This is a genomic window from Brevundimonas sp. FG128 (assembly GCF_057809775.1).
On record NZ_JBMDKP010000004.1, the window covers coordinates 388,252 to 396,859 of the forward strand.

8 protein-coding genes and 1 tRNA gene are annotated in these 8,608 nt (G+C 66.7%); 4 read left to right on the forward strand and 5 right to left on the reverse strand.

Annotation, left to right across the window (positions count from 1 at the left end; translation table 11 throughout):
- Positions 1–10 precede the first annotated feature (10 nt).
- The 3 genes from ubiB to ACODSC_RS13355 are packed head-to-tail and all read right to left on the reverse strand — an operon-like array spanning position 11 to position 3,121.
- Complete coding sequence (gene ubiB / locus ACODSC_RS13345; RefSeq protein WP_488814467.1) at positions 11–1,591, reverse strand: 2-polyprenylphenol 6-hydroxylase; 1,581 nt, start codon at positions 1,589–1,591, stop codon at positions 11–13.
- Complete coding sequence (locus ACODSC_RS13350; RefSeq protein WP_488814468.1) at positions 1,579–2,367, reverse strand: class I SAM-dependent methyltransferase; 789 nt, start codon at positions 2,365–2,367, stop codon at positions 1,579–1,581. The genes ubiB and ACODSC_RS13350 overlap by 13 nt, the downstream gene beginning before the upstream one ends.
- 52 nt (positions 2,368–2,419) lie before the next feature.
- A complete protein-coding gene (locus ACODSC_RS13355) occupies positions 2,420–3,121 on the reverse strand; it encodes a Crp/Fnr family transcriptional regulator (protein WP_488814469.1) in 702 nt (233 codons plus the stop codon).
- A gap of 153 nt (positions 3,122–3,274) precedes the next feature.
- Between ACODSC_RS13355 and ACODSC_RS13360 the strand changes: the two genes are divergently transcribed.
- The 3 genes from ACODSC_RS13360 (at position 3,275) to ACODSC_RS13370 (ending at position 4,633) form a co-directional block, all read left to right on the forward strand.
- Positions 3,275–3,580 carry a 4a-hydroxytetrahydrobiopterin dehydratase gene (locus tag ACODSC_RS13360; RefSeq protein WP_488814470.1) on the forward strand — a complete coding sequence of 102 codons (306 nt, stop codon included), beginning with the start codon at positions 3,275–3,277 and terminating at the stop codon, positions 3,578–3,580.
- A complete protein-coding gene (locus tag ACODSC_RS13365; protein ID WP_488814471.1) occupies positions 3,577–4,371 on the forward strand; it encodes an SDR family oxidoreductase in 795 nt (264 codons plus the stop codon). Before ACODSC_RS13360 ends, ACODSC_RS13365 begins: the two co-directional genes overlap by 4 nt.
- Positions 4,372–4,556: 185 nt before the next feature.
- Positions 4,557–4,633: transfer RNA gene (locus tag ACODSC_RS13370), tRNA-Arg, on the forward strand.
- Positions 4,634–4,910: 277 nt separating this feature from the next.
- On the opposite strand, the gene ACODSC_RS13375 is transcribed toward ACODSC_RS13370, so the two are convergent.
- Entirely contained in the window at positions 4,911–5,048 is a 138-nt protein-coding gene (locus ACODSC_RS13375; protein WP_488814483.1) for a transposase, read from the reverse strand.
- A gap of 408 nt (positions 5,049–5,456) precedes the next feature.
- Entirely contained in the window at positions 5,457–6,989 is a 1,533-nt protein-coding gene (locus ACODSC_RS13380) for a ShlB/FhaC/HecB family hemolysin secretion/activation protein (RefSeq protein WP_488814472.1), read from the reverse strand.
- Positions 6,990–7,337: 348 nt separating this feature from the next.
- Here ACODSC_RS13380 and ACODSC_RS13385 point away from each other — a divergent pair.
- Positions 7,338–8,608: FecR domain-containing protein (locus tag ACODSC_RS13385; RefSeq protein ID WP_488814484.1), on the forward strand; the 1,271-nt coding region annotated here is incomplete at its 3' end.

The following is an 8,608-nucleotide window of genomic DNA, read 5'->3' on the forward strand; positions in this document are numbered from 1 at the left end:
AAGGCTCCGGTCAGGACAGGTAGGGCCAGAGCGAAAGGCCCAGGGCCGTCAGGGCCGCGAGAACCGCGACCGTGACTGAAGCCGCCACCCAAGCGGGAGTTCCCGACTTTTCGATGACCACCGCCGCCGGACGCGGCGGCTCCTGCACCAGGCGCGAGATGGCCCGCGCCGCCGCAATCATCTCGTTCAGGGCGTCCCTGGCCTGGGCCTGCGGTCCCAGTTCGCGCCGGATCCAGCGTTCAACCACCGGCTGGGCGGCCTTCCACAGGTCGTGGTCGGGTTGAAGCCGGCGCGCCACCCCCTCGACCGAGACCATAGTCTTCTGCAGCAGGATCAGCTCGGGCCTCAGCCGCATGTCGAACAGGGCGGTGATCTCGAACAGCTGGCCCAGCAGCCGGCCCATCGACACCTGGCTGGCGGCCCGGCCGATCACCGGCTCGCCCACCGCGCGCAGGGCCTGGGCGAAGGTCTCGACCGAATGGTGGGCGGGCACATAGCCGGCCTCGAAATGGACCCGGGCGATCCGGTCGTAGTCGCGGCTGATGAAGCCCCACAGGATCTCGGCCAGATAGCGTCGCTCGGCCGGACCCAGCCGCCCGACGATGCCGAAATCGATGGCCGTCAGGTGCGCCGGGGCGCTGGCGAACAGATTGCCCTCGTGCAGGTCGGCATGAAACACCCCGTGGTCCAGGGCCTGGACCAAGAAGGCGCGCACGACATTGTCGGCCAACAGGTCGGTATCCAGGCCGGGCAAGTCCGCCAGGGCCGGATCGGTCATGGGCACGCCCTGCGCCCATTCCAGGGTCAGCACCCGCTTGCCCACCCCATCCCAGATGACAGCGGGGGCGGACATGTATCCGTCCTTGGCCAGGACATCGGCCATCTCGCTGGCCGCGGCGGCCTCCAGCCGCATGTCCAGCTCCAGATCGAGCGAGTTGGCGATGGTTTCGACGAAGGCGGAGGGCTCCAGCCGCCGCGCCATGGGCACGAGGCGCCATACCAGACGCGCGGCCAGCCGCATGGAATCCAGCCCGTTGAAGACCCGGCGCTCGACCCCAGGCCGCAGCACCTTGACCGCCACGGCGCGGCCGTCGGCCAGGGTGGCGCGGTGCGCCTGCGCCAGCGAGGCGGCGGCGACCGCAGGACCCAGGTCAGTGAACAGGCTCTCGACCGGCCGACCCAGCGACTTCTCGATCTCGCGCCGCGCTTCTTCCAGCGCAAAGGGCGGCAAGGCGTCCTTCAACCGGCCCAGGTCGCGCGCGAACTGCAGGCCGAAGATGTCGGCGCGGGTGGCCAGGACCTGACCCAGTTTGATCGCCACCGGTCCCAGATGTTCGAACGCCTTGCCCAGCCGCTGGCCGGGCCGTCCCTGACGCCCCGCCTTGCCGGACAGCATCTGCACGAACCGGGCGAAGGGCCGGGTCCAGACGGGCAGCAGCGGCGTGACCTCGCGCGGGATCAGGGCGTCGTGGCGCGCCAGCACCCACAGCCAGCCCAGCAGGCGCAGGAAGGCCGCGACCGGGTTCTGCACCGCCACGGTCGCGGGCGGCGGCGGGGCCGTGCGATAGATCCGGCTGGTCAGATCGCCCACCCGTGATGGATGGCGGCGATCCCGCCCGACAGATTGGTCACCGACACGCGGCCGAATCCGGCGTCCTCGATCAGGGCCTTGAACGCCGCCTGGTCGGGGAAGCGGCGGATGCTCTCGACCAGATACTGATAGCTGTCGCGATCCTTGGCCACCCAGCCGCCGATGCGGGGAATGGCGTGGAAGGACCAGGCGTCATAGGCCTTGCGCACCGGCCCCGTCGTGGGGCGCGAGAATTCCAGGCACAGGAACCGCCCGCCCGGCTTCAATACGCGCCGCGCCTCGGCAAGGGCCTTGTCGATATGGGCCACGTTGCGGATGCCGAAACTGATCGAATAGGCATCGACCGAGGCGTCGGGCAGCGGCAGGTTCATCGCGTCCCCGACCGACCAGCTCATCTCCGGCTCGCCGCCCTTGTGGACGCCCGCCAGGATCATCTCGGCGTTGTAGTCCAGCACGATGACCGAGGCGTCCTCGCCCCCGCGCCGTTCCTGGGCCGCGCGCGCCATCTTCGCATAGCGCCGGGCCATGTCGCCGGTGCCGCCCGCCACGTCCAGAATGGTCTCGCCCGGACGCGGGTTCAGCTTGGCCGCCGCCGCGTCCTTCCACAACCGGTGGACGCCGACGCTCATCAGGTCGTTCATCACATCGTAGCTGGAGGCGACGGAATCGAACACGCCGCGCACCATCCTGACCTTCTCGCGCGCATCCACATCGCGAAAGCCGAAGGAGGAACGGTCGCCCGACGAATGCGGGCCGTGCGAGGAGGCGTCTGTCATGGACGACGGTCTAGCGCGTCGCCGCGCCGCCGTCACCCGATCAGACGCCGCATCAGGCGGCTTCCGGCTGCGGCAATTCCAGATCCTTCATCACCTCGCGCATCAGGCCGTAGCAGCCGCACGAGGCCGCCTCCAGCCCGTCGCGGTCCAGCACCCTCACCCAACCCCGGCCACGTTCGATCAGCTTCTTGCCCTCCAACGCCGTCCCGACCTCGGACACGGTGGCCCGTCGCACTCCCAGCATGCCGGCGATGTCGGCCTGGGTCAGGTCGAACCGATCGTCCTCGGCCCGGTCGTGCAGGGTCAGCAGCCAGCGCGCCAGCCGCTCGTCCAGCTGGTGCTGGGCGTTGCAGGCGGCGGCCTGCTGCACCTGGGCCATCAGGCCTTCGGTGAAGCGCGACAGGGCCAGGCGCAGGCTTTCGCTGGCGTCCAGCGCCTCGCCAAAGGCCTCGGCCGAACAACAGACGGCCACGCCATCTCGCTGGGATATGGCGCGGCTGGCGGCGCGTGCGTTGAACGGGCCGCACGTCACCCCCACCAGCCCCTCTCGTCCAATGGCCGCGGTCTCCACCATCTTGTCGTCGGGCAGGATCGTCATCAGCGACACGACCCCCTTGATCGGAAACCAGACCTGATCGACCGCGTCGCCCGCATCGTACAGCACCTGGCCGCGCGTCATCTCGCGCTCGCCCAGATGGGGCTCCAGACGCTTGCGGTCGGCCGCGTCCAGGGCGGCGATCCAGAGATTGTCCATCGTCCTCATCCTCCGGCCGGAAACGGCGACGCTTGTCCAGCTTATCTCAACGCGAAAGCTTGACCGGGCGTTCCGCGACCATTTCACGGCCCTTTCTGGGCGCTTGCGGCGGCCCGTCGGGCGCCTTACGCCAAAGGAAAAGAGGAAACCCCGATGACCGACGGCCGTATTGACGTTGCGGAAACACTGAAGCGGCTTCCGGCCTGGACCGCTTCCAACGGCGACCGGCCGGCGATCGAACGACGGCTGACCTTCGCCGACTTCAACGCCGCCTTCGGCTTCATGACGCGGGTCGCCCTGATGGCGGACAAGATGGATCACCATCCCGAATGGTCGAACGTCTACAACCGGGTCGAGGTGTTGCTGACCACCCATGACGCGGACGGCGTGACCGACAAGGACGTCGCCCTGGCCCGCTTCATCGACCAGGTCGCCGCCGACATGGGGGTGACGTCGTGAGCGCGCCGCGTCCGGGCCGCGTCGCCGGCAAGACCGTCCTGATCACCGGCGCCGCCGGCGGCCTGGGCGAGGCCATGGCCCTGATGCTGGCGCGCGAGGGCGCCCGCGTCGCCGTGACCGACATCGACGGCGACCGCGCCGGCCTGCTGGCCGCACGGATCAACGCCGAAATCCCCGACGCCGCCTCCGCCTATGACCACGACGTGGCTTCTGAGGCGGACTGGGAGCGGGTCATCGCCGCTGCCGTCGCCGATCTCGGCGGCCTGTCGGTCCTTGTCAACAACGCCGGCGTCGGCGGCCCCCTGGCCTTCGTCGAACAGGACACGGTCGAGAACTGGCAGCGTCAGTACGAGATCAACCTGCGCTCCATCATGCTGGGCGCCAAACACGCCATGCCGCACCTGCGCGCCGCCGCCCACGCTTCGATCATCAATATCTCTTCCATCGCCGGCCTGGTCGCCGCCCCCGGCATGGGCGCCTACAACGCCACCAAGGCCGCCGTCTGGATGTACACCAAGACCCTGGCGCTCGAGGCCGCCAAGGCCGACTGGAACGTACGCTGCAACTCGGTCCATCCGGTCTTCATTAAGACCCCGATCCTGGATCCCTTCATCGCCATGGCCGGCGGCGACGAGGACAAGGCCCACGAACGCCTGGCGCGCGGCATCCCTCTGAAGCGCATCGGCGAACCGGACGACGTCGCCTATTGCGTCGTTTACCTGGCCTCAGACGAATCCAAATTTGTCACCGGTTCCGAGTTCAAGATCGACGGCGGCATGACCGCGCAATAGGACGCGAGCGCCTATTGCTTTCTTAGGGGCCTATCGCGCTTCGCGCTGCTTGAGGCTTTAGGCCTCCGTGTCGTGCCGATGGCGGATGCTGCTTTGAAGTGATCAGACGTCCTCATCCGCGCATTCGGGATTGAGACCGCCCGCGCCTTGCTGTAAGCGGCCTTCTCCGGCGTCACGCCGCATGCGCACCCGTAGCTCAGCTGGATAGAGTACTGCCCTCCGAAGGCAGGGGTCACAGGTTCGAATCCTGTCGGGTGCGCCACTTCGGTTTGAAACCGAGACCCACCCAAATGGTGAAATCCCCGTGAACATTGGACGCCAACGGTCTTAGCAGGTCTTTTCGCGAACCAATGATCCAAGCTTCGGTCTTGCTGATGACCTCTACGCGACGCGTTAGAGCCGCAGATGGTCGCGGCGTTATCCACATTCGCGGTCCCTCAACCTCCGGTGGGCTGCTGTTTCAAAGCGATTCTCAGTTTCCGTAGTGATGGCTGGCGCGATGCTCGACCGAAGCCGTGCTCTTTCCACGAATGGCCTCGTTAAAGTGCTGTTCTGCCCTCGCCGTCGCCGCACTTGTAGATGCGTCCGCGGTAGTCGATCGCACCCGACTGGAACTCGCCGGGGCTGAGGCCGAGTTGGGCGCCGCCGGCGGGATCGGCGGAACGGCTATGGATAATCTACGGTGGTTCAGAACGTCAGCGCGACGACAGTATCGAGTTAGAGAACGGTTATAAGGGTCGGAAACGCGGCGCTTTGCACAAAGTTCTAAAGATGAGCCCGCTAACGCCGGGCGACTAGACCCAAAAATTCCCACCTTTCGCATCATTTTCAAGAAACCGTCATGCGCGAGGAGCATATATTGGTTCTTGATCATCAGCTGCGTCTGCGGCTGGCGGTAACGATCTATGAAGACCATCCGACGGTAGTGGATAATTCTCAGGATCGCCCATGGCCGCGCACTTACGCCAACCGTCGCCAGCGTTCGACAGGCCGCGATCTAGACTGCCAGCCAGAGCAGACTGCCGACCAACGTACGTTATCGGCAAATACGACTTTGTCGTAATGCAGTCGGTGTTCGTCGCGGTCTAAAACTGACGTGACAACGACACGAAGCTCCGCCAGCCCTTGTCCCGCTCAGTGTAGGGCGCGCGCGAAAGCGGTTTGGCGAGTTCGACCCGAAGCGTGGTTTTGCGTCCGAACGTGATCCGAGAGCCGACGCCGGCGGAGGTCAGGCTTTCGGACCAGTCCTTGCCGGGCGCGACGTTCCAGACCTTGGCGGAATCGACGAAGGCGAAGGCCTGGGCGAAGGAGATCAGGTCGCCCTGGGGGTCGTAGCCGACCCGGGCTTCGATCATTGCGGCGGCGGCTCTGTCGCCGCTGGCCTCTCCATAATCGTAAGCCCGGCCGTAGGTCGGCCCGCCCACGAAGAATTCTTCGGAACTCAGCAGCGGATCGTCCGACCACTGGCCGGCCGCCTCGACGTAAACGCCGACATATTTTCCGAGGTCGCGATAGGCGCTGACCTGGGCGTTGATCTTGAAGAACTCGCCGGTCGCGTCGGTGCGCGTGTTGAAGGACGAGGACCGGGTCGTGGCGCCGAAGGCGTTCAGACCTTTGGAGAGCTGAACCGAACCCGCGACATAGCCCGGGCTGTAGCGCCGCTGTCCCGCGACCGAGAAGCGCGCCACCGCGAGGGTCTCCTTGGCGAGACCCGTCTCGGCGTAGCGCTGCTTAACCCGGCGAACGTCGAGGCCCGCATTTAGCCAGAGATTTTTATCACGCGACCGGATCACGGGGCGCGAAAGGGCGACCGACGCCACGCGGCTACTTCCGCCGATCCAGCCCCCGCCGTTCCGCACAGGCGCGTCCGTCTCATACCCCGAGACGCCGAAACGAAGACGCCCGCCGCCTGGGGCGGCTACCGAATAGGAGGCGTCGACATAGGTGAGTTCGTCAGGGCTGTCCGGCACGGTGAGAACCGCCGCCGAAATCTGGTCGCCGGGCGCGAAGGTCGAGTTCCTGCTGCCGGAAAGATAGACCTGCCAAGGGCCTTGCGCCTCTGGACCGCGGTTATCGACGTAGAGCCCGGCGCTCCCGGAAGACATCTGCGTCTCGACGACCAGTCGGTGCTGAGCCGGTTCGCCGATGATGGGTTCGATCCGGCTGGTCAGCTTCACCCCCGGGACATCGGACGCCAGCGACAGCCGGCGGTCCAGCTCGCCGATAGTGAGGGGCCGCCGGTTCAGCAGCGGCGCAAGAATCGGCCGAACGGCGAGCGCCCCGTCGCCGGTGATCTGCAGTTCGGCGATATAGCCTTCGAAAACGACGATCCGGGCTGACCCCGCCGCCGGGTCGGTCTCGGCGACGACGGCGCGGGTCAGGAAATATCCATCGTTCCGATACCGCGCCGTGATCGCCGTCGCCGACTGCACCAGATCATCGACCGTCACCTGACGGGCGAGTTGCTGATCGTAGGCGCTGGCGAGGTCCGCAAGGGGATAGGCGCTCACCCCCTGGATCAGCATGCTGGTGAGCACCAGGCAGCCGCTGCAACCTGGCTCAAGGGCAGGCGACGGCTCGGCATCCGCGTGGGCGGGACTGATAGCGACCACAGTCATGATCAACGCCGCCCCCAAGAGGTTTGTCGCTGTTCTTAACCATGAAGTAAAAGAGCCTAGTCGCACGCCGTTCTCCAAGTCCCGGCGACCAGCTAAGCGCCTGAACTGAAAATCGCGTTAATACCGCGAGTTAAGAGCTTCGCAGGCACCTGCTGGTATCCGGTCGATAAAACGGGATGTCAGGAGTTCTTGGTGGCCAAGCGGTACGCAATACTATTCGCGATAATTCTATTCTGTGTACGATATCCGACACAAGCTTGGGCCGACGAGTGGCGCGTCCGGGAAGTCTCGGGCGTTGTTCGCGTGGCCATACCGGCACGCCCGGTCGCCAGCGGCACGGTCGGCCTGGTGTTGCCGACAGGTACGAGCGTCACGACGGGCGGGAACGGTCGCGCGCTCATTACGAATGGGGACCAACGCGTCACGGTCGGTCCGAACAGCCGCACGACCCTGGCTCCGGAGGCTGGGGGTATGACCCGGGTGCTGCAGGATCTCGGGTCGGCCCTGTTCCAGGTCGATCGTCAGCGTCGTCCACATTTCCGGGTCGAGACGCCGCTGCTGGCCGCCGTGGTGAAGGGCACGACCTTCACCGTCACGGTCGATCCGATGGGCGATCGCGTCCACGTCGCCGAAGGTCTGGTTGAGGTTCGCGCGAACAGCGGAAACGCGGTCAGCGACGTGGCGGCGGGGGCCACGGCGCTCGTCCCTCGTCAGCAACCCACCGCCGTCGAGGTCACGGCGCCCGCGACGACCGTTCCGGCTGAAGCCCTTCCAGTCACGGCGCCGGGACTGGATTACGAAGCTCTGACGGACGGCCTCGTTCAGAACCCGCCGAGCACCGCGCCGGTCGCGGTTGCGGCCAGCGGTTCCGCAGCCCCGGCTGCAACACCAAGCGCGTCGAACACCACGCCCAACGGGACTCCGGCCCCATCGACGGCGTCGTCGGGTCCCGTTGGCAATGGAGCCAATAGCGGCGTCGGTACGACTGGAAATTCCGGCGGTATTGCCGGAGGAAACCCGACGGGTTCAACCAACAACGGCGGAGGCGGCAGCCCCGGCAACGGAAACGGCGGCGCTCCTGGCAATCCAGGCAATGGCGCCAATCCTGGCGCCCCAGCGAGTGGTGGTTCGGGCAATCCTGGAAATGGCGGGCCGGTCGAGAATCCCGGTAATGGCAACGGCGGTAATGGATCCGGCGGCAACCCCGGCGCTGGTGGTCCAGGTGGAAACCCGGGCGCCGGCGGACCGGGCGGCAATCCAGGCAACGGCGGACCCGGCGGAAACCCGGGCAATGGTGGACCGGGCAGTAATCCGGGCAACCCCGGTAGTGGTGGGCCAGGCGGCACACCTGGCAACCCCGGTAACGGCGGGCCGGGCGGCAATCCGGGCAACCCCGGCAATGGCGGCCCCGGCGGGAATCCCGGAAACCCGGGCAACGGCGGACCGGGCGGCAATCCGGGCAATCCCGGCAATGGTGGACCAGGTGGAAATCCCGGCAACCCCGGCAACGGTGGGCCGGGCGGCAATCCGGGCAATCCCGGCAATGGCGGGCCGGGCGGCAATCCGGGCAATCCCGGCAATGGTGGACCAGGTGGAAATCCCGGCAACCCCGGCAACGG

What these genes read in the sequence shown, in the direction of transcription:
- ACODSC_RS13350 (WP_488814468.1), bottom strand. Translation starts at nt 2,367, where the DNA reads ATGACAGACGCCTCCTCGCACGGCCCGCATTCGTCGGGCGACCGTTCC.
- ACODSC_RS13355 (WP_488814469.1), bottom strand. Translation starts at nt 3,121, where the DNA reads ATGGACAATCTCTGGATCGCCGCCCTGGACGCGGCCGACCGCAAGCGT.
- ACODSC_RS13360 (WP_488814470.1), top strand. Translation starts at nt 3,275, where the DNA reads ATGACCGACGGCCGTATTGACGTTGCGGAAACACTGAAGCGGCTTCCG.
- ACODSC_RS13380 (WP_488814472.1), bottom strand. Translation starts at nt 6,989, where the DNA reads ATGACTGTGGTCGCTATCAGTCCCGCCCACGCGGATGCCGAGCCGTCG.